Annotated in this window: 19 protein-coding genes; 7 read left to right on the top strand and 12 right to left on the bottom strand. The window is 65.2% G+C overall.

Features of this window, described 5'->3' with window-relative positions; genetic code table 11:
* Positions 1 to 56: 56 nt before the first annotated feature.
* The gene (locus L2Y96_RS08555) at positions 57 to 3,623 is read right to left on the bottom strand and encodes an ATP-binding protein (protein WP_247335581.1); all 3,567 of its coding nucleotides are present in this window, start codon (positions 3,621 to 3,623) and stop codon (positions 57 to 59) included.
* Positions 3,624 to 3,742: 119 nt separating this feature from the next.
* Between L2Y96_RS08555 and L2Y96_RS08550 the strand changes: the two genes are divergently transcribed.
* Positions 3,743 to 4,378 carry a response regulator gene (locus tag L2Y96_RS08550; RefSeq protein WP_247335578.1) on the top strand — a complete coding sequence of 212 codons (636 nt, stop codon included), beginning with the start codon at positions 3,743 to 3,745 and terminating at the stop codon, positions 4,376 to 4,378.
* Here L2Y96_RS08550 and L2Y96_RS08545 read toward each other — a convergent pair.
* From L2Y96_RS08545 to L2Y96_RS08525, 5 genes are all read right to left on the bottom strand, one after another.
* Positions 4,363 to 5,169: a DUF3025 domain-containing protein gene (locus tag L2Y96_RS08545; protein WP_247335576.1), complete on the bottom strand. Its 807-nt coding sequence runs from the start codon at positions 5,167 to 5,169 to the stop codon at positions 4,363 to 4,365. The genes L2Y96_RS08550 and L2Y96_RS08545 overlap by 16 nt on opposite strands.
* A gap of 5 nt (positions 5,170 to 5,174) precedes the next feature.
* Positions 5,175 to 6,497: a 30S ribosomal protein S12 methylthiotransferase RimO gene (gene rimO / locus L2Y96_RS08540; protein ID WP_247335573.1), complete on the bottom strand. Its 1,323-nt coding sequence runs from the start codon at positions 6,495 to 6,497 to the stop codon at positions 5,175 to 5,177.
* A 168-nt stretch (positions 6,498 to 6,665) separates the two neighbouring features.
* Positions 6,666 to 7,733: a serine hydrolase domain-containing protein gene (locus tag L2Y96_RS08535; protein ID WP_247335571.1), complete on the bottom strand. Its 1,068-nt coding sequence runs from the start codon at positions 7,731 to 7,733 to the stop codon at positions 6,666 to 6,668.
* A gap of 87 nt (positions 7,734 to 7,820) precedes the next feature.
* Positions 7,821 to 8,144 carry a hypothetical protein gene (locus L2Y96_RS08530; protein WP_247335569.1) on the bottom strand — a complete coding sequence of 108 codons (324 nt, stop codon included), beginning with the start codon at positions 8,142 to 8,144 and terminating at the stop codon, positions 7,821 to 7,823.
* 40 nt (positions 8,145 to 8,184) lie between these two features.
* Positions 8,185 to 8,607, bottom strand: coding sequence for a DUF4288 domain-containing protein (locus L2Y96_RS08525; protein ID WP_247335567.1), 423 nt, complete (start codon positions 8,605 to 8,607; stop codon positions 8,185 to 8,187).
* 119 nt (positions 8,608 to 8,726) lie between these two features.
* Here L2Y96_RS08525 and L2Y96_RS08520 point away from each other — a divergent pair, with 119 nt between their 5' ends.
* Positions 8,727 to 9,398 (top strand): dienelactone hydrolase family protein, encoded by a 672-nt coding sequence (locus L2Y96_RS08520; RefSeq protein WP_247335565.1) that lies wholly within the window; start codon positions 8,727 to 8,729, stop codon positions 9,396 to 9,398.
* A complete protein-coding gene (locus L2Y96_RS08515) occupies positions 9,395 to 9,805 on the top strand; it encodes an HIT domain-containing protein (protein WP_247335562.1) in 411 nt (136 codons plus the stop codon). Before L2Y96_RS08520 ends, L2Y96_RS08515 begins: the two co-directional genes overlap by 4 nt.
* 277 nt (positions 9,806 to 10,082) lie before the next feature.
* On the opposite strand, the gene L2Y96_RS08510 is transcribed toward L2Y96_RS08515, so the two are convergent.
* The 3 genes from L2Y96_RS08510 to apbC all read right to left on the bottom strand — a co-directional run bounded on the left by L2Y96_RS08510 (position 10,083) and on the right by apbC (position 12,355).
* Complete coding sequence (locus L2Y96_RS08510; RefSeq protein WP_247335560.1) at positions 10,083 to 10,583, bottom strand: hypothetical protein; 501 nt, start codon at positions 10,581 to 10,583, stop codon at positions 10,083 to 10,085.
* An 86-nt stretch (positions 10,584 to 10,669) separates the two neighbouring features.
* On the bottom strand, positions 10,670 to 11,236 hold the full coding sequence (gene dcd / locus L2Y96_RS08505) for a dCTP deaminase (protein WP_045827707.1): 567 nt from the start codon (positions 11,234 to 11,236) through the stop codon (positions 10,670 to 10,672).
* Between the two features lie 33 nt (positions 11,237 to 11,269).
* Positions 11,270 to 12,355, bottom strand: coding sequence for an iron-sulfur cluster carrier protein ApbC (apbC, locus tag L2Y96_RS08500; protein WP_247335550.1), 1,086 nt, complete (start codon positions 12,353 to 12,355; stop codon positions 11,270 to 11,272).
* A gap of 275 nt (positions 12,356 to 12,630) precedes the next feature.
* On the opposite strand from apbC, the gene L2Y96_RS08495 reads away from it, so the two are divergent.
* The 4 genes from L2Y96_RS08495 (at position 12,631) to nth (ending at position 16,620) form a co-directional block, all read left to right on the top strand.
* Positions 12,631 to 13,077 carry a DUF2147 domain-containing protein gene (locus L2Y96_RS08495; protein ID WP_247335548.1) on the top strand — a complete coding sequence of 149 codons (447 nt, stop codon included), beginning with the start codon at positions 12,631 to 12,633 and terminating at the stop codon, positions 13,075 to 13,077.
* Between the two features lie 169 nt (positions 13,078 to 13,246).
* A complete protein-coding gene (gene metG / locus L2Y96_RS08490) occupies positions 13,247 to 15,355 on the top strand; it encodes a methionine--tRNA ligase (protein ID WP_247335546.1) in 2,109 nt (702 codons plus the stop codon).
* A 24-nt stretch (positions 15,356 to 15,379) separates the two neighbouring features.
* Positions 15,380 to 15,988 carry an RnfABCDGE type electron transport complex subunit B gene (locus tag L2Y96_RS08485; RefSeq protein WP_247335536.1) on the top strand — a complete coding sequence of 203 codons (609 nt, stop codon included), beginning with the start codon at positions 15,380 to 15,382 and terminating at the stop codon, positions 15,986 to 15,988.
* Positions 15,985 to 16,620 carry an endonuclease III gene (gene nth / locus L2Y96_RS08480; protein WP_247335526.1) on the top strand — a complete coding sequence of 212 codons (636 nt, stop codon included), beginning with the start codon at positions 15,985 to 15,987 and terminating at the stop codon, positions 16,618 to 16,620. The genes L2Y96_RS08485 and nth overlap by 4 nt, the downstream gene beginning before the upstream one ends.
* Positions 16,621 to 16,855: 235 nt before the next feature.
* Here nth and L2Y96_RS08475 read toward each other — a convergent pair whose 3' ends face one another.
* From L2Y96_RS08475 to L2Y96_RS08465, 3 genes are all read right to left on the bottom strand, one after another.
* A complete protein-coding gene (locus tag L2Y96_RS08475; RefSeq protein WP_247335523.1) occupies positions 16,856 to 18,373 on the bottom strand; it encodes a SulP family inorganic anion transporter in 1,518 nt (505 codons plus the stop codon).
* Between the two features lie 12 nt (positions 18,374 to 18,385).
* Complete coding sequence (locus L2Y96_RS08470) at positions 18,386 to 19,075, bottom strand: carbonic anhydrase (protein WP_343218444.1); 690 nt, start codon at positions 19,073 to 19,075, stop codon at positions 18,386 to 18,388.
* Between the two features lie 210 nt (positions 19,076 to 19,285).
* The gene (locus L2Y96_RS08465; RefSeq protein WP_247335520.1) at positions 19,286 to 19,630 is read right to left on the bottom strand and encodes a hypothetical protein; all 345 of its coding nucleotides are present in this window, start codon (positions 19,628 to 19,630) and stop codon (positions 19,286 to 19,288) included.
* Between the last annotated feature and the right edge of the window lie 63 nt (positions 19,631 to 19,693).

Genomic DNA, 19,693 nt, shown 5'->3' with positions numbered 1-19,693 from the left:
AAGCGCCACAGGACCCCGCGTACCGAGGCGAAAGATGTCGCGCACAGGGTGCGCTCCTACAGCGGCGTGGTGGCAAGCTTCGTCGTGAAGTCATCCACGCCGGCGGCGAAACGGCGCACCGCCTCGGCATCCAGCGGCGCGCCTTCTCGAAGCGCCAGCTCCAGCGCCTCGCCCTCGCGCGCTACGGCGGACTCGCCAAACACGTTTACGCCGCCCAGCACATGATGGATCCATCCCGCCACGGCCTCGGCATCGCCCGACGCCATGACCTCATCAAAGCGCGAGAGCGCTTCGCGGGTGGCACCGACGCCGGCGGAAATCACCGTGGCGATGTTCTCATCCGAGCCAAAGGCGCGGCGCATACGTTCCATGTCGATCAGGCTGGGTGGGGCCACCGCGTCACCGGTCGCGAACATATCTGCGATGGGCACATCGAACGCTGACACATGGCCGACCGGCACCGCTGACACCGCAAGCCACCGCGCTACGGCCTCGCGGAACGCATCCAGGCGAAGCGGCTTGCGCAAAAGGTCGTCCATGCCGGCTTCCTCGCAACGCTCGCGCTGGTCGGCCCGAGCGTCCGCCGTCATGGCAACGATCGGCAGGTGGCGCCCGGTGCCCTCTTCGCGCCGGCGCACCTCGCGCGCCACGGCGTAGCCGTCGACGCGAGGCATGTGGCAATCGACGAGAAGCAGGTCGTAATCCGCCGCGGCAAGCGCCTCAAGCGCCGCTTCGCCGTCGTCGACGATCGTGCACGTCCATCCGTGCATCGCGAGCTGCGCCTGGACCAGTTGCTGGTTGACCGGGTGGTCCTCGGCCACGAGGATGCGCGCCGCGCGCGCAGGTATCGCGGCATCCGCGGGTGCGGCGGGGGGCGCGGCCTGCGTGATCGCGAGCGGATCCGCGATCGGCAACTCCACCGTGGCCGTCACCACCGTACCGTGACCCGGCTCGCTCTGGATGACGATATGCCCGCCCATGCGCTCGATAAGGCGGCGCGAAATACTCAGGCCGAGGCCTGTGCCACCGAAACGCCGGGTCGTGGACGATTCCGCCTGACTGAAGGGCGCAAACACGTGGCGCAACTTCGCGGCATGGATACCGATGCCCGTATCGCTCACCACGAAGCGCATCCGTTGCCGGCCGCCATGCTCCTGGTCCACGTGCACATCGACGTCCACGTGGCCCACGGCGGTGAATTTGATGGCGTTGCCAATGAGGTTCAGCAGCACCTGGCGCAGCCGCCCGTCATCCACGAGCACCGCGGGCGCGAGGGCATCATCGAAATGCGCGGCGATAGCCAGGCCCTTCGCTTCGGCCTGCGCGGCCATGATCGCCACCGCGTCCTCAACCAGCGCACGCGGATCCGAAGGGCGCGGGTCCAATGCCAGGTGACCGGCTTCGATCTTCGAGAAGTCGAGCACGTCGTCGAGGATGTGCATCAACGCTTCGGCGGAATGCTCGATCGTCGCGACCATGCGGCGTTGCTCGCCGTCGAGCGGCGTGCGCTCGAGCACGTCGAGCAGGCCGATCACGCCGTTCATCGGCGTGCGGATTTCGTGGCTGATCGTGGCGAGGAAGTCACTCTTCGCGCGCGTGGCGGCCTCGGCCTCATCACGCGCCTTCGCCATGCCGCGCGAGGCCAGCTCCTGCGCGGTCACGTCCACCCAGTAGCCGTTCCAGCGCACACTGCCATCGGCAGCGGCCAGTGGCACGGCATCGGAACTGAGGTAACGCACGCGCTCGCCCACCTGGGCGCGGACGGTGACATGCAGCGGAGCGGTCGCCTTCGCCGAGCGCTCGAACGCGTCGTGGAGCGCCTCGCGATCTTCCGGCGCCACCGGGGCGAGCAGATCATCGCCGCTCGCCATCAGCTCGCCCGGCTCCATGCCGAGCAGGGTCTGCGGATCGCCACCGACGTAGGTCATGCTGTACTGGCCCGCCGTATCGCGCACCGCCTCGTAAACCACCGCAGGCACATGCGCCGTCACTTCGGCGAGGCGTCGCTCGGTACGTTCACGCCGCCGCGTTTCGCGACGCAGGTTGAGGTAGGCATAGCTGATGGCGATCAGCGAGGCCAGCAACACGGCCATGAACGGCAAGATCCGGCTCGCGATTTCCCGCCAGGTCGGACCGACGACGTAATGCGAGGCGAACCACGTATTGCGGATCTCCTGCTGCCGGTGCGTCGGCAGGTTCACCAGCACGCGGTTGATGAGCGGGAGCAACGGCGCGAGGTCGCGGCGCACGCCGATGGCGATGGCCTCGCTATCACCGGTCGGTGCGGCCACTTTCAGCTGGCCAAGGAAGTGCTCGCGGATGAGGTAATCGACGGACGCCAGGTTACCGACGAAGGCGTCGCCCTCACCCGCCGCCAGCCGGCGTAAGCCATCTTCTTCCGTGCCCACGGGCACCACGGTAACGCCAGGAATACGTGCCAGCAGCCGGCGGATCGGCTCGCGCGTGGTGTTGCCGAGGACGCGTTTGCCGCTCAGGTCGTCGCGCCCGGCGATGACCGGCGCGCCTTCGCGGGTCACGATCATGATCGGGAAATCGAGATATGAGGTGCTGGGCTCGAGATAGGGCCAGGTCGCGCTCTGGGGATTGATCGCCGCCACGAGGTCGACTTCGCCCCGCTCGACGCTCGCCACCGTGCCCGACCAGTTCTCGCTCGGGACCTGGGTGATGCGCAGACCCAGCTCCGCCGCGATCTCACGGACGTAGTCGAGCGCCAGGCCCTCGGCCTGGCCTTGCCCGGTGATCAGGCTGAAGGGCGCGTAGCTGGGGTCCACGCCCAGGCGCAGGGGCGGCAGATCGTGCAGCCAGGCCTTCTCGCGCTCGCTAAGCGGGATCGCGTACTGGCGCGGCCGCGGGGCGATATCGCGCCCCACCCACGGCGCCCTGAGGCGGCCATGGTCCGCGGCAGTGAGCTCGGACAGGGCGTGGTCGATCGCCCGCCCCAGAGGGGCCTCGGTGCTCGGCACGGCCAGGGCCAGGGCGCTGATGGGCAGGGCCAGCGGATCACCAACGTGAAGTTCGTGCTCCATACCCAGGCGCGCCACGAACTCGCGAGCCGAATACGGGTTATCGATGTAGGCCGTGACCTCGCCCATGCGTACGCGCTGGAGGGCCTCGGCGGTCGAGCCGACCTCCACCAGGGTCGTATCCGGCAATTCCCGGCGCAGGGCCGCCATATCGAAGTAGCCAGCGTGCACGGCGAGACGTTTGCCGGCCAGCTCACTCGTCCGGTGGATGATGGGCGTGTCGATCCGCTGCACCAGGGCCGGCAGCGATTCAAAGTAGGTCGCCCCTACCCGGATGCCGGGCATGCCCTGCTCGAGCGGGGTCACGCTCGTGGCCACGTCGATCTCACCCCGGGCCAGGGCCGCCAGGAGCTGGGGCCAGGTGGCGTAGACCCGGGTCTGCAGGGTCACCCCCAGTTCGCCGGCGATCTCGTGCAGGTAATCCGGCCCCAGGCCCTCCAGCTGGCCGTCGCGCAGCTCCTCAAAGGGCGGGTAGCCCTCCTTGTAGGCCCCCACGGTGAGGACGGGGTGGTGGCGGAGCCATTCGGCGTCTTCCTTGCTCAGGGGGACGTCGGGCGCCGCGTAGGCGATCGCTGACACCACCAGTAGCATTAACGGAAGCAAATATCGGGTCACAGGCGGACTTCGTCAGGGGAGCCATCGTGGGCATAATCGACCGAACCACATGGCGTCGCTAGTACGTAAGGAGAAACAAACACATGCCACTGAAAGTCATTCTGGCAGACGACCACCCGCTGGTACTCGTTGGCGGCGCTCTGGCGCTGCGTAATGCCCATCTCGATGTCGTCGGTGAAGCCAGGGCCGCGGACGAGCTCCTGGCCATGCTCGACGAGCGCCCCTGCGATGTCGTCATTACGGATTTTCTCATGCCGAGCGATCGCGGCGACGACGGATTCGCCCTCCTCGACACCATCCAGGCGAGGCATCCGATCCTGCGCGTCATCGTCCTGACCATGGTCAACCGGCCGGCCGCGCTACAGTCGATGCTCGCCCGAGGGGTCCTGGGCATCGTCGACAAGCGCTCGCCGATGGATGAGCTGGCCGTCGCGGCCCGCGCCGTCTACGACGGTGAAACCTACCTCAGCGAGACCCTGCTCGATATCCTGAACGAAGCGGACGACACCTCGGTCGCCATGCCGGGCGCCGAGCTCTCGCCGCGCGAGAAGGAAGTCATCCGGGCCTTCGTCAACGGCCAGTCGCTCCAGCAGATCGCCGATCGCGAAGGCAAGTCGGTCAAGACCATCAGCCGGCAGAAGCGCGATGCCATGCGCAAGCTGGGCGTGGACCACGATAGCCTGCTAGGCGACTACGTCCGCGATCACGGCCTGCTCTGAGTGCCATCAAGGGCGGCTGGGTAGAGCCGCCCGGCCCTCACCGGCTGGAAGCACGGTGCCGTGGTGTAGAACGCTTCCGTCGCGGTCTCCGCGTGCCAGCCCGGCACGCCGGACACCGGCAACGGCCGCAGCTCCTGCGGGTCGTTGAGGATCTCGCCCGAAGCGATGGCCTGCGCGCAGGTGGCCAACGCGTTACCGCCACCCATCACGACGAGCGCCTTGCCGACCAGCAGTTTGTCGGGCGTAAGCGCGTGCTCGAGCAAGGCATGGCCAAAGATGTCGACGCGTGCCTCGCCGCTCCGCCATGCCTCGCGATGCGTCCAGAACAAGGCGTGCCAGTCGTGGCGGTCCCATGCCGCCAGCATGGCCGGATCCTGCAATGTGACCACGATGCCCGCTTCGTCGAAATGCGTCAGCGCGCATTGCGGCCGTGAGCGCTCGCGAGGACCCATGGCGGCAATCTCCGCCACCTGGCGCACATTCAACGCCCGCTTGAGTGCGGGGTAGCGCAGCCAGACCAAGGCATTGAAGAGATCGTGCCAGTTGGCCTCGCGCGTGGCGATGGCGCCGCGGGCGATACGCTCTTCATAGTGAAGACCGTCATCGAGCAACGCCTTGTCCTGTGCGACAAAGTGAACCTCGCTTTCGCGTGGCAGCAACGCGTTCAGCGCGGCCGTCTCCGGCCACGCACTCTCGGTAAGAAACGGGGAAAACTCAGCCCACTGCGCCAGCGGTGGCACGGCCAGCACGCGGCGATCGAGCGACTCGCGCGTGGGTGCCACGTAGCGCATGCGGGTTACGCCAGGCGACCGTACAGGTCGTGGGCGTCGGCCTCTTCCACCAGCACGTCGACGAACTGGCCCGGCTTCAGCAGCTGGCCATCATCGATGCGCACGGCACCGTCGATCTCCGGCGCATCGGCGCTCGAACGGCCCCAGGCACCGTCCGCATCGATCTCGTCGACGAGCACCTTCACCGTCTTGCCGACCTTGCGCTGCAGCTTGGCGGCCGAAATTTCCGCCTGCACCGCCATGAACTGTTCGAGGCGATCTTCCTTCAGCTCTTCGTCGATCTGGCCCGGCAGGTCGTTAGCCTTGGCGCCATCGACCGGCGAGTAAGCGAACGCGCCCACGCGGTCGAGCTCAGCTTCGCGGAGGAAGTCGAGCAGTTCGTTGAACTCCGCATCCGTCTCGCCCGGGAAGCCGACGATGAAGGTGCTGCGAATGGTGAGATCCGGCACCTGACGGCGCCAGTTCTGCACGCGCTCGAGGGTCTTGTCCACGTTGCCGGGGCGCTTCATCAGCTTGAGGATGCGCGGGCTGGCGTGCTGGAACGGGATATCGAGGTACGGCAGGATCTTGCCATCCGCCATGAGCGGCATGATCTCGTCCACGTGCGGGTACGGGTACACGTAGTGCAGGCGCGTCCACACGCCGAGTTCCGAAAGGCCCTCGCACAGTTCGGTCATGCGGGTGCGGTAGTTCTTGCCACGCCACTCGCGCTCGGCATAACGGGTGTCGACGCCATAGGCGCTGGTGTCCTGCGAGATCACCAGCAGCTCTTTCACGCCGCCCTTCACGAGCTTTTCGGCTTCCATCAGCACCTGGTCGACCGGGCGGCTGACGAGGTCGCCGCGCATCGACGGGATGATGCAGAAGCTGCAACGGTGGTTGCAGCCTTCGGAAATCTTGAGGTACGCGTAATGCTTCGGCGTGAGCTTCACGCCGGTGTCCGGCACCAGGTCGAGGAACCTGTTGCGTGCCGGCGGCAGCGCGGAATGCACCGCGCTCATCACCGACACGTAGTCCTGCGGGCCCGAGATGGCGAGCACATCCGGGTAGCTTTCGCGAATCAGCTCCGAGCGCTTGCCCAGGCAGCCCGTGACGATGACCTTGCCGTTCTCATGCAGGGCTTCGCCGATCGCGTCGAGCGATTCCTGCACGGCCGAATCGATGAAGCCGCAGGTGTTCACCACCACGGCATCCGCCTCGCCGTAGCTGGGCACGATCTCGTAGCCCTCGACCTTGAGCTGGGTAAGGATGCGTTCGGAATCGACCAAGGCCTTCGGGCAGCCAAGGCTGACGAAGCCGATCTTCTGGGATTGCGCGGCCTGGGACATTGCCGTGGGTACCGGGGGTGGGAAACCGGGCATTATAGCCGGAGCGGGTGGCTTGCTGGGGAAGCGGGGCGGGTATTGATCTCATCAAGCCAGAGACTAATCTTTGGTGCCTAGCCCCAAGACCCCAGATCTTCCGACCGCCCGGAGGGCTCCCGCCGGACTGCACCGTTACCGCGGCACGGCGAGGACCTGCACCGAATTGACCAGGGTCCCTGACCACACATCGTCGCTGTTTCCGTTGGTCAGGTAGGTAATCACGTAGTGGTCGTCCAGATTCGCACCGTACAGGATGCGGACGCGAACCTTGGTGCCGCCGTCATGGCCCAGTTCATGCCAGCGCCCTTCTTCACCATAGTCCCAACCCGAGGCAAAGCCACCTTGGTTGCCATTCGCAAACTGATAGAGATGCCAGTGTTTCACTAGCGCGGCTTGCGAAACGAGCTTGCCATCGGCGATGGCAGACATGAACGTATCCATGTCCGCCAGCGTTGAAACGATGCACCCCTGGGCGATCGCGTAATCAGGCCACTTCACTGGCGGGTCGACAACCGCACGACCATTTTCCGCGTGGTAACTCTCGACCATGCCGGCAGGTGGGTGCGACATATCCAGGGAGGTATGGTGCAGACCCAGTCGCTGGATAACCCGCTCATCGACCAGAGCCCGATACGACTTGTGCGTGACGTTCTGAAGAACCGCCTCAAGGACGAGATAGTTTGTGCCCGAATAGCGTGTCTGCACATCGGGAGCCGACGTAACGGGCATTTTGCTTACAGCCGCAAAAGCCGCATCGAGTGTCGGCGGAAACGGTCGATCCATATGTTGCGGATCAAAGAAGTTCGGCAGCCCTGTCACATGGTTCATGAAGTGCTCGATGCGAATGGAACGCCATGCATCGGGGAGGTTCGGGACATAACGCGACGCTGGGGCGGCCAAGTCGATCTTGCCCTCTTCCGCAAGCTGCAGGACCAGCGTATTGGTGAACAGCTTGCTCACCGAATAAATGGGGAATGGCGTATCCCGGGTGATGGGTTTGCCACCACCCATGACCGTCGTCCCTGAGGCTCCTTCATAGATGAGCTCATTATTGTGGGTAACGCGTACCGCCTGGGCTGGAATGCCGTGACCCAGGGCATTTGCCTTGAGCTGCGCGTCCAGCGCCCCCTGCAGATCGTTAGCGTACGCAGGCCCAGTGGCCGCGAATAAGACGCCGACGATGACAAGCCATGTCTTCATTGCTCTCTCCCTGATAGCCCGGGGCGTAAGCATGCCATAGGCATCACCGTAAAACCCGCCACCCCGAAGTGTGAGCCCCGGCCCCCTTCACGCCATGGCGGCGTCGAGGTATCGCTCGATTTCCGCTTCGTCGACAGGCTGTGCCGAGATCAATAGCCCTCGACCGTTCCGCTGAATCAGCAAATCTACTTCTGGGCGGTCGCCGGGATACTTCCTCAGACGCAGGAGAAGCGACTCCTCAGTCTCGGTGACAGCCGTCAGATCCCAAAGCTTTCCCGTCAGATCGAACAACACCCGCCCTGCGGAAATGTCAGTAACTTTCGGCGCGTAGACCCAATGACTCATCCGCATTTCATGCGGCTCGACACTGATCTCGATTTCTCCCTCCCAGTAGCTCGCAGCCTGGTCCATATCGCTCCTTAGTTCAGCCATTTTTTTACGCGCCCCGAATTCACGAGCGCCCCTTGTCACGGCGAAATCGCTCCCGGATTTGCTCAAGTGACATGGACCGTTCCCTGAGGCTCCTCAGGCTCTCGGCATCGTGCTCTTCCCACATGATTTCCGCGCCGTCTTCCAACGGCTCGTAGATGGGCAACAGATCGGTAATGCCTTCGAAGATCCACCGGACCGGCACGCCTTCTGGACCGCCCTGGTACGGCTCCGTGCCCTGCATCCCCAGCAGTTCAATCTTCCGGAACGCCTCGTCCAGATCTCGGGCCCGCACGATGACGGTATTTTCCCACGCCAGGAAACGTGAATCGGGCTCCTCGTTGCCTGGCTCATCGACTTCGACGAAGCGAAGGAGGTAGGAGCCGACGTACCAGCCGACCGGCGAGATGTCGGCGGAGGCGGACGGATCGCGGTCATCGTTCATCGGTATTGCGCCTTCTCCATGGTCCCCGACGCCCGCGAGTGGCGCGCTTCTTGTCCAAACGTTTACCACTTGGACGGGTAAGCTTAGCGAATTACTCCCAACCCCACCCGGAGCTCCCCATGGGCCGCACCCTGATCCTCGATACATCCCGCCCGCACGAAAGCATGGATGCCTATCTGGCCGAGCCCGAGGGTACGCCCAGGGGCGGCATCGTGGTGATCCAGGAGATTTTCGGGGTGAATGCGCATATCCGCAGCGTCGCGGACCGGTTTGCGGCCGAGGGTTACGTGGCGATTGCGCCGGCGCTGTTCGATCCCGTCGAGAAAGGCGTGGAGACCGGCTACGACCAGGAAGGCATGACCAAGGGCGTGAAGATGGTCGCCGAGCTGGGCCTGCTCCGCCCCCAGCAGGATGTGGCGATCGCCGCCGCGTGGCTGGCTGACACATACAAGGTGAAGGTCGGCACGGTCGGCTATTGCTGGGGCGGCACCGTGGCAGCCCTCGCCGCCCTTCGCCTGGGCCTGCCCTCTTCCAGCTATTACGGCTCGCGCAACGTGCCGTTCCTGACCGAGCCGGCGAAGGCCAATGTCATCTTCCACTTCGGCGAGCGCGACCACTCGATCCCGCCGGAGATGGTGGAGAAGCATCGCGAGCTGAAGCCGGAAATGGATACCTGGGTGTATCCGGCCGACCATGGCTTCAATTGCGATGTGCGCGGCAGCTATGACGAGCCGAGCGCGAAGCTGGCATGGGAGCGCACCCTGGCGTTCTTTGGCCGCGAACTGGCATGAGTATTCCGTTCGAACTGGATCCTCGGCTTGCCGGCGACACCGTCGTCGTCGGCGACCTGCCACTGTGCCGGGTGCTGCTGATGCGCGATAGCCGGTTCGCCTGGCTGGTGCTGGTGCCGCGGCAGGCGGGGCTTTCGGAAGTGGCCGATCTGGCCGAGGCCGACCGGGCCGCGTTGTGGCGCGAGGTGGATCTCGCTGGCGCGGCGCTGCGGGCCGTGGCGCCTTGCGACAAGCTCAATATCGGGGCGCTGGGAAATATCGTGCGCCAACTGCACGTGCATGTCGTGGCGCGTGTGGAAGGTGATGCGGCGTGGCCCGGGCCGGTTTGGGGATCGGGGAAGGCTGAGCCTTATGCCGACATCGAGGCTGTAGTCAGCCAGTTGCGTAACACGCTGTTGTCAGGCTGATCGCACGCAAGGACGTTCTGTAGGAGCCCACCCTGTGGGCGACGCCGTTCGCGGAAGAGCCACAGGGCCTGAGCGGTGGGGCGAAAGATGTCGCGCACAGGGTGCGCTCCTACAAGAGCAACGCCTGGCGGCCGACGCAGACGCTTTGTAGGAGCCCACCCTGTGGGCGACGCCGTTCGCGAAAGAGCCACAGGGCGTGGGCGGTGGGGCGAAAGATGTCGCGCACAGGGTGCGCTCCTACGTAAAAAAGAAGGCCGGCTTTCGCCGGCCTTCTTTTTTATTGCTGCGTCTGCGGGTCGTATGCGCCGCTGGACGCTTCCTTGCCCTTCATGCGATCGGGCAGGTCGGCCTTGTGCGGGGTGTCTTCCAGCTGGCGGGCTTCGCTTTCCACGGCGTTCAGGCGGACGAGTTCGCCCTTCTTGTCGTAGTACACGGCAAAGCCGTAATCCAGCGCCATGCGGGCCATGAAGCCGAGATGGTTGTCGCGGATCTTCGAATCGTCGCTCGGGAGCAGAAGGACGGTCTTCGGCAGCTTGCCGGTGTCCTTCAGGTAGGCGAAGTGGCTGCCGGCATCGGCGGCGGAGAGCACGGCGCCATCCATCGTCTCGAACTGGCCGCTCTTGAACGCCTTCAGCGTGTAATCAAACTTGCCCTGCTCGGCGCTGGTGGCGATCACGTCGTTCTTCGACGCGCCACGATGGCAACCGGCAAGCACGAGCATGCTGGCCAGGAACAGCGCGCCAACGATGCGGGTCATCAGGGTGGGAACTCGGGTCATGCGTGTCTCCGTGGATCGTTGGTACGGGCGGAAAAGGCGAGTCTACCGCGCCCGGGTGTCGGGCGCGGATGCGACCGTGAAGGCGTTCAGGTGCTCGGCAGGGTGACGCCGCGCTGGCCCTGGTACTTGCCGCCGCGATCGGCGTACGAGACCTCGCAGACCTCATCCGATTCGAGGAACAGCATCTGCGCCACGCCTTCGTTGGCGTAGATTTTTGCGGGCAGCGGGGTGGTGTTCGAGAACTCCAGCGTGACGTGGCCTTCCCACTCCGGCTCGAGCGGGGTGACGTTCACGATAATGCCGCAACGGGCATAGGTGCTCTTGCCGAGGCAGATGGTGAGCACGTTGCGCGGAATGCGGAAGTACTCAACCGTGCGCGCCAGGGCGAACGAATTGGGCGGGATGATGCAGACATCGGACTTGATGTCGACGAAGCTGCCTTTATCAAAGGCCTTCGGGTCGACGATGGTCGAGTTGATGTTGGTGAATACCTTGAACTCATCGGCGCAGCGGACATCGTAGCCGTAGCTCGAGGTGCCATAGGACACCAGGCGGTGGCCGTCGCGCTCTTTCACCTGGCCAGGGGCATACGGCTCGATCATGCCGTGCTGCTCGGCCATGCGGCGGATCCACTTGTCGGACTTGATGCTCACTTACGGTCTCCCTCGTCGAAGCGCGACAGGATATCAGGTGTTCTGGATAACGATCTTCGGGAACGAGATCGCCTTATTCTTGGCCTGCAGCGAGAGCCGGGCGGCCGCGCCGCGGGCGATGGCCCGGTAGCGGGCGGCCAGGTCGGAGTCCGGCATGGCGGCCACGGTGGGCTTGCCGTCGTCGGACTGCTGGCGGATTCGGATATCCAGCGGCAGCTCGCCCAGGAAGGCGATCCCGGCCTCCCCGGCCATGCGGGCGCCGCCGCCGTGGCCAAAGATGTGCTCTTCATGGCCGCAGTTCGTGCAGACGTGGGTGGCCATGTTCTCGATGACACCGAGCACCGGCACCTCCACCTTGCGGAACATGCCCAGCGCCTTGCGGGCGTCGAGCAGGGCGATGTCCTGCGGGGTCGTCACGATGACGGCACCGGAGACCGGCACCTTCTGGGACAGGGTGAGCTGGATGTCGCCCGTGCCCGGCGGCAGGTCGATGATCAGGTAGTCGAGCTCTTCCCAGCGCGTGTCGTTAAGCAACTGCATCAGGGCCTGGGTGACCATGGGGCCGCGCCAGATCATCGGCGTGTCTTCCTCGATCAGGACGCCGATGGACATAGCCTGCAGGCCGTGGGCCCGCATCGGCTCGATGCTCTTGCCATCCGGCGAGACCGGCTTGCCCGACAGGCCGAGCATGCGCTGCTGGCTGGGGCCGTAGATATCGGCGTCGAGCAGGCCAACCTTCGCGCCTTCGGCCGCCAGGGCCAGCGCCAGGTTCACGGAGACGGTGGACTTGCCCACGCCACCCTTGCCCGAGGCAACGGCGATGATGTTCTTCACGCCCGGCATCGGGGCCAGCTGGCCCTGCACCTTATGGGCATGAATCCGCCAGCCCACCGACACCGCGGCCGCGGCAATGCCCGCCTCAGCCTCCAGGGCGGCCTTCGCCTCGGCGGCGGCCTGGGCCACATAGCCCTCGGCCGGGTAACCGAGCTGGATATCCACCGACACGCGATCGCCATCCACGCCCACGGCGCGGACGGCGGCGCTGAGCGGCTGGCCGGAATGGGGGTCGATGACGCGGTCGAGAACACCGCGCACCAGGGCTTCGCTGGCTTGGGTCATGGGGAGATATGAGGAAATCCTAAGATGAACCAATTATGGCACGCCCCGGCCAACCGCCCCGCACCACGGGTTCGCGCCGCGTAGGAGCCCACCCTGTGGGCGACATCTTTCGCCGCAGACCCCACGGGCCTTGGGATGTTTTCGCGAAAGGCGTCGCCCACAGGGTGGGCTCCTACGGGGTGCGCGCCCGGTGGTGGCGCGTTGCAGCTTGACGGGTTGGGGCGGGTTTCGTCAGGCTCCGGCCGTACCTGAACGTATGGGGAGCCCACGAGCCTATGAAGCACCTGATCCGCACCGCCGCCGCCCTCGCTCTTGCGACGGCCGCCCTCCCCGCCCTGGCCGCCAACGACAGCCCGGTCGGCAAGTGGAAGACCATCGACGACAAGACCCACGAGGTGAAGTCGATCGTCGAGATCACCGAGTACAACGGCCTGCTCCAGGGCAAGGTGCTGCAGGTCCTGAAGTCCGACAAGGGCCCGCACCCCGTCTGCGACGAGTGCGATGGCGACCGCAAGGGCAAGCCCATCGAGGGCATGACCATCATGTGGGGCCTGAAGAAGGACGGCGACGGGTGGTCCGGCGGCCAGATCCTGGATCCGGCCAAGGGCAAGATCTACAAGGTCACCCTGAAACTGGAAGACGCCGGCAAGAAGCTGGACGTCCACGGCTACATCGGCTTCTCGCTGATCGGCCGCAGCCAGGAATGGGTCCGCGACGAGTAACCGCCGTAGGAGCCCACCCTGTGGGCGACATCTTTCGCCCCACCGCCACAGGCCCTGTGGCGCTATCGCGAACGGCGTCGCCCACAGGGTGGGCTCCTACCGTTCCTCACCGCTGCGCTGCAGCGCAGGCGTGCCATAATCCCCGGTCCTACCGCCGACCGTGAGCATCATGGCCCGCCGCATCCTCGTTACCAACGCCCTCCCCTACGCCAACGGCCCGCTCCACCTGGGCCACATGCTCGGCTATATCGAAGCCGACGTCTGGGCGCGGGCGCAGCGAATGCAGGGCAACGAGGTCTGGTATGTCGCCGGCGAGGATGCCCATGGCACTCCGATCATGCTGGCGGCCGAAAAGGTCGGTAAGACCCCCGAGGAATACATCGCGGGCATCCGGGCCAGCCACGAAGCGGATTTCACCGATTTCCACTTCAGCTACGACCAGTACCACACCACCCATTCACCGGAGAACCAGGAGATCGCCACCGCGATCTACCTGAAACTGCGCGAGGGCGGCTATATCGCACGCCGCGATATCCAGCAGCTGTACGACCCCACCCGCGACATGTTCCTGCCGGATCGCTACATCAAGGGCACCTGCCCGGTGTGCGGCACGCCCGACCAGTACGGCGACAACTGCGAGAACTGCGGCGCCACGTACGCCCCCACCGAGCTGATCAACCCTTACTCGGTGATGTCGGGCGCCACGCCGGAGCTGCGCGATTCGGAGCATTACTTCTTCGAACTGGGCAAGTTCGACCAGCTCCTGCGCGACTGGTTCGCCGGCAAGTACACCGGCGGCAAGCCCACGGCCGATAGCAGCGTCGTCGCCAAGCTCGGCGAATGGATCGAAGGCGGTCTGCGCGATTGGGATATTTCCCGTGACGCACCGTACTTCGGCTTCCCGATTCCCGATGCGCCGGGCAAGTTCTTCTACGTGTGGCTGGATGCCCCGGTCGGTTACCTCGCCTCGTTCAAGGCCCTGTGCGAACGCAAGGGCCTGAACTTCGATGATTTCCTCGGCAAGGACAGCACCGCCGAGATGCACCACTTTATCGGCAAGGACATCATCAACTTCCATGGCCTGTTCTGGCCGGCCATGCTGCACGGCGCGGGTCTGCGCGTGCCTACGGCGCTGCACACCAACGGCTACCTGACGGTGAACGGCGCGAAGATGTCCAAATCGCGCGGCACCTTCATCCAGGCGCGCACCTACCTGGATTCAGGCCTGGACCCGGAAGCGCTGCGCTACTACTTCGCCACCATGCTCGGCCCGACGCCGGTCGACGTGGACCTGGACCTCAAGTCGTTCGAGGAGCGGGTGAACTCGCACCTCGTCGGCAAGTGGGCCAATATCGCCAGCCGCACGGCGGGCTTCGTCAATACGCATTTCGCCGGCAAGCTGGCCGATCGTTTCGACGATGAAGCCACTGCGCTGTGGCGCGACCTGCTCGCACAGTACGAGGGCATCGAAGCCCTGTATGAGGCCGATGAGTACGCCGAGGTCACGCGCCGCTTCGTCGCCATGTCCGATGCCGTGAACGGCTACATCGCCGCGAAGGCACCGTGGGTCATCGCAAAGGACGAGGCACGCCGCGACGAACTGCAGCAGGTCTGCACCTTTGCGCTTAACGCGTTCCGCCTGCTCTCGGGCCTGCTGAAACCGATCATCCCGACCACGGTGGCCGCGGCCGAAACGTTCCTTGGCGCGCCGATCGCCACGTTCGCCGATGCGCGCCGCGAGCTGTTCGGCCACACCGTCAACGCCTTCACCCCGCTGTTCGGCCGCCTCGATCCCAAGAAGATCGAAGCCATGGTCGATGCATCGAAAGAATCCCTGAGCCCCGCCGAGCAGGCCCGCGAAGCCGCGAAAGCCGAGGCGAAGAAAACCAACAAGCCCAAAGAAGCCCCGAAAGCCATGACCGACGCCGCACCCGCCACCGAAGCTGCCACCATCTCGATCGACGATTTCGCCAAGCTCGACCTGCGCATCGGCAAGGTGCTCGCCTGCGAATTCGTGGAGGGCTCGGACAAGCTGCTGCGTTTCGAACTGGATGCTGGCACGCTGGGCAAGCGCCAGATCTTCTCGGGTATCCGCGCTGCCTACGGCGAGCCGGAAAAGCTCGTCGGCCGCAACGTGGTGTTCATCGCCAACCTCGCCCCGCGCAAGATGCGCTTCGGCCTGTCCGAGGGCATGATCCTGTCCGCGGGTGATGGCGGTGCCGACCTGTTCCTGCTCGATGCCGACCAGGGCGCGGCACCGGGCGCCACTGTCCGCTAAACCCCGTTCGGCTACGCGCCAGCCATGACGCCAACGCTTGCCGACCGCATCGACGCACTGCTCCCACAAACCCAGTGCGAGCAGTGCGGCTTCCATGGCTGCCGGCCGTACGCCGAAGCCATCGCCACCCAGGAAGCAACGATCAACCGCTGCCCGCCGGGCGGTGCGCTCGGTATCGAGCGCTTGGCGGCCTTGCTCGATACGCCCGTGCTACCGCTCGATACATCGCGCGGCATCGAAAAGCCGCGCACGCTCGCCCGCATCGTCGAAGCGGATTGCATCGGCTGCACCAAGTGCATCCAGGCTTGTCCTGTCGACGCCATCCTGGGCGCGGCGAAGGTTATGCATACGGTGGTGAGCGATCTCTGCACCGGCTGCGAACTGTGTGTACCGGCCTGCCCTGTCGATTGCATCGCGCTCGACCCCATGCCGCTGGCACAGGTGGATGACCGCGCTCACGCTGACGCCGCGCGGTCGCATTTCCAGCGCCGCGAGGCACGTCTGGGCCGTGAGCGCAGCGCGCGCGAAGCCCAGCTCGCCAGCAGCAAACGCGATGTGGGCGCACCCGCCGCACGTAACGCCGTGCTCGAGGCCCTGGCTCGCGCAAAGGCAAAGAAAAAGGACGCGCCGTGAAGAAGGCCGACATCGTCGAGATGTTCTCGCGGCTGCGGGAGCTGAATCCGCATCCGAAAACGGAGTTGGAATACACGACGCCGTTTGAGCTGCTCTCTGCCGTGGCGCTTTCCGCCCAGGCCACCGATGTGGGCGTGAACAAGGCCACGCGCAAGCTATTTCCCGTGGCGAATACGCCGCAGAAGATCCTGAAGCTCGGGCTCGAGAAGCTGAAGAGTTACATCAGCACGATCGGCCTGTACAACAATAAGGCGAAGAACCTCATCGCCATGAGCCAGATCCTCGTCGACCAGTACGGCGGCGAGGTACCCGAATCGCGCGAGGCGCTCGAGTCCCTGCCCGGCGTCGGCCGCAAGACGGCGAACGTGGTGCTCAACACGGCATTCGGCCAGCCGACCATCGCGGTGGATACACACATTTTCCGTGTCGCCAACCGCACTGGCCTGGCGCCGGGGCCGGACGTGCGCAAGGTGGAGGACAAGCTGGAGAAGGTCATCCCGAAGGAGTTTCTCCAGGATGCCCATCACTGGCTGATCCTGCACGGCCGCTACGTGTGCAAGGCACGCAAGCCGGAATGCCCGACCTGCGCCATCCGCGACCTCTGCGCGTACAAGCAAAAAACCAAAGCCTGAAGGCCGTTGTAGGAGCCCACCCTGTGGGCGACATCTTTCGCGAAACAGCTACAGGACCTGCAGCGGAGTTGCGAACGGCGTCGCTCACAGGGTGAGCTCCTACAGGACCTGCAGCGGAGTTGCGAACGGCGTCGCTCACAGGGTGAGCTCCTACCAGGCGGCGCCCGGCGGTGCCTGGCACCGCCGGGCGGCGTGAGTCCACGGGAGGCCACGTGAGGCGGGATGCCTGGCGGCGTCAGGCGGCCTGGCGGGAGCCTTCCACGCGGCGGTTGAGCTCCTGCCAATCCACGATCAGTTCGCAACCGCGCTTGGAGGCGTTTCGACCCCACTCGCGCAGGAGCTCCAGCGACGCCTGGTCCACGTGCAGCAGCTGGTCCATCGACACCTGCAGGCGGGTGTTCGGCGGAACGGCTTCGAGCGTGCGCGCCATGGTCGGCACCTTCAGGAACGTGGCCGAACCCTCCAGATGCAACGTGGCGTGACCCGGCTCATCGTGGTGCTTCACGTCCATCTTCAGCTTGGCCGAAAGCAGCGCCAGGCGGAACAGCGAGAGGCCGAAGCCAACGATCACGCCCGTGAGCAGATCGGTGGCGACGATCGCCACGGTCGTGGCGACATACACCGCCGCCGTGCCCTTGCCGTACGCCGCAAGATCCTTGATCTGCTTCGGGTTCACCATCTTGATGCCGGTGAACACCAGGATGCCGGCGAGGCACGAGACCGGGGTCATTCGCATCAGCCACGGCAACAACATCACGAAGCCAAGCAACCAGGCACCGTGCATGATGGCCGCCATGCGCGTGGCCGAGCCAGCCTGCACATTGGCCGCGCTACGCACGATCACGCCCGTCATCGGCAGGGCGCCGAGGAAGCCGCAGATCATGTTGCCCACGCCCTGCGCGGTCAGCTCGCGGTCGTACTGCGTACGCGCGCCATCGTGCATGCGATCCACGGCTGCCGCCGACAGCAGCGTTTCCGCACTGGCGATGAAGGCGAACGTTACCGCTGCCACCAGCAGGCTGCTATCGAACAGCCCGAACAGGCTACCCATGCTCGGCAGGCTCACGGCGGAGAACAGGTTCGCCGGCACATCCACGCGCTTGACGTCGAGCGCACCCAACTGGGCGGTCAGCGTCATCGCGATTACGGCAAGCAGCGCGCCGGGAACGAAGCGCAGCTTCGCCGGACGCAGCTTTTCCCAACCCAGCATGATGGCGATGGTGCCGAGACCGATGAGCAGCGCGGTCATGCCCTGCCCTTCACCCGCACCGGTCACCGCCTCGAACGCCGCACCCGGGAGGGCCGCGAAGTTCTCGAGGCCGCGTGCCAGCGGGATGGCATCCATGAGCACGTGCGACTGCGATGCCACGATGAGAATGCCGATACCGGACAACATGCCTGCCACCACGGCGGGCGAGGTCATGCGGAACCACACGCCGACCTTGCACAGACCGGCGACCACCTGGATCAGGCCCGCAAGGAGCACGACGGGGCCAAGGGCGGCCACGCCGTGCTCGCGCACCAGTTCAAAGACCAGGACCGCAAGGCCCGCGGCCGGGCCGCTGACCTGCAGCGGTGAGCCGGCGATGGCGCCTACGACGATACCGCCCACGATGCCCGTGATAAGGCCCGCGCTGGGTGGCATGCCCGATGCGATGGCGATACCCATGCACAACGGAAGTGCGACAAGAAAAACGACCACCGAACCGAGGAGGTCGCGGCCAAACAGGCCCTGGGAGAAATAAGTGCGCATGTGGAGCTTCCTTTAAGCGGCAGATGCCACCGCCACAGGCACCGAGAAACGGGCATGCGGCGTGGCATCACGAACGTCGGCCGGGTCCGTCGCGAGCGGACGGAAACGGCCTTCCAGCGGATCGAAGGCGGTGATCTCCGTCTTCGCGATGTCGTAGATCCAGCCATGGATACGCAGGCTGCCGTTCGCCATGGCGGCGGCCACGGCAGGCAACGTGCGCATGTGTTCCAGCTGGCCCACGACGTTTTCTTCGGTGAGGTAGCGCAGGCCTTCTTCGCCCTGGATGGTCGGGCGGTTCTCGGCCACGACGTAACGCGCGACATCGGCGTGCTTCAGCCACTGCTCCACCGACGGCTTGCCCTTGAGCGCAGCCGGGTTCTGCAGGGCCTTCATCGCGCCACAATCCGAGTGACCGCAGATGACGATGTGCTGCACCTTCAACGCGGTGACGGCGTATTCAATGGCAGCAACCACGCCACTGACGTGCTGCGCGTACGGCGGAACGATATTGCCGACGTTACGGTAGACAAACAGATCGCCCGGCTGCGCGTTGAACATCAGCTCCGGCATGATCCGTGAGTCGGCGCAGGTGATGAACATGGTGTGCGGGGTCTGCCCCGAGGCCAGGCGCGCGAAGGTCTCGCGCTGCTCGCTGGTCATTTCGCGACGGAACTGGTCAAAGCCCTGAATGAGACGGTCCATGGTGGTTCTCTCTCTTTTTGCGGGAGGAATGGGGGTGCGGGCACGCGGGCCCGCTGCGGGCCGAAAGCGGCGCGCAACAAAACGACATTTGGGAGGCACAACACATCTGTAGGTGCGCGTTTGTGCGCGATCACGGGCGGCGAAAGAGCCAGTGACCCTGTCGCGTTCGGCGAAAGATGTCGCGCCCGAGCGCGCTCCTACAGGGGAGCGTTATGCGATGGGAGGGCGCAGCTCGAAGCTGTGGTGGTGCGCGTGGGGATCCGGCGTGATCGCCGCCGGGTGCGTGGCCAGGCCACGAGCGACATGCAGTGCATGCTCGGGCGGCAGGTCGAACGTGTCGTCGAGGCTGACGGTGTTGTCTTCCAGCGACGGCATCGTGGGATCGTTATCGTCGCCCGCTGCCGCATCGTCGATGGCCAACGTCGCGTGGGCGGCGTGCTCCAGCGGAACATCGCAAGGCGCGGCCTGCACCGACACGCACGCGACGAACAGCGCGAAAAGCACGAAGGATGTGCACGCTGCGCGACGCATGAAGCTGGTGAGGAAGTGGCCCATGCAGCGAACCTATCCAGCGCACATGACAGTTGCAAGTGGCGCAGCGCAACAGATTCAGGCTTG

This window comes from Luteibacter aegosomaticola (assembly GCF_023078475.1).
Taxonomy (GTDB): Bacteria; Pseudomonadota; Gammaproteobacteria; order Xanthomonadales; family Rhodanobacteraceae; genus Luteibacter; species Luteibacter aegosomaticola.
The sequence above is the reverse complement of the archived record's forward strand: the minus strand, read 5'-3'. Positions and strand labels throughout refer to the sequence as shown.